The sequence below is a fragment of the Natronococcus jeotgali DSM 18795 genome (assembly GCF_000337695.1).
Classification (GTDB): domain Archaea; phylum Halobacteriota; class Halobacteria; order Halobacteriales; family Natrialbaceae; genus Natronococcus; species Natronococcus jeotgali.
The window spans coordinates 1-580 of record NZ_AOIA01000027.1 but is presented as its reverse complement, the minus strand read 5'-3'; the positions used below and the strand labels follow the sequence as shown (position 1 = coordinate 580).

Below are 580 nucleotides of genomic sequence, written 5' to 3'. Positions count from 1 at the left end.
CACCCCGAGAAGGGAGGTGCAATAGGGCGTGAAATCAGTTGGCGATCGAGCGACGGGGCTTAGAAGGTCCCCCGCACAATGAACCGGGTGTAAACCCGCAGTAAGAAGCGGGGGAAGCCGAAGTTCCGTCGTGCGTTTTGAAAAACGAACCAGGGAGTGTGCCTGTTTGACGAGTCTAACCCGATCATCGGGGAAGGCGTAGGGAAACCGACAGGGCCGCAGCGCTTTGCGTGAGGGCCGCCGTGTTCAAGCGCGGGGAGTCAAACGGGCACGACNATCGGGGAAGGCGTAGGGAAACCGACAGGGCCGCAGCGCTTTGCGTGAGGGCCGCCGTGTTCAAGCGCGGGGAGTCAAACGGGCACGACCCGAAACCGGATGATCTAGACATGGGCAAGGCGAAGCGTGCCGAAAGGCACGTGGAGGCCTGTTAGCGTTGGTGTCCTACAATACCCTCGCGTGACCTATGTCTAGGGGTGAAAGGCCCATCGAATCCGGAGACAGCTGGTTCCGACCGAAAGATGTCGAAGCATCACCTCCGCCGAGGTAGTTCGTGAGGTAGAGCGACGGATTGGGGGACCGC

General features: G+C 60.8%; 1 rRNA gene. It reads left to right on the top strand.

Annotation, left to right across the window (positions count from 1 at the left end):
- Positions 1–580 (top strand): 23S ribosomal RNA (locus tag C492_RS24840); the annotation flags it as partial.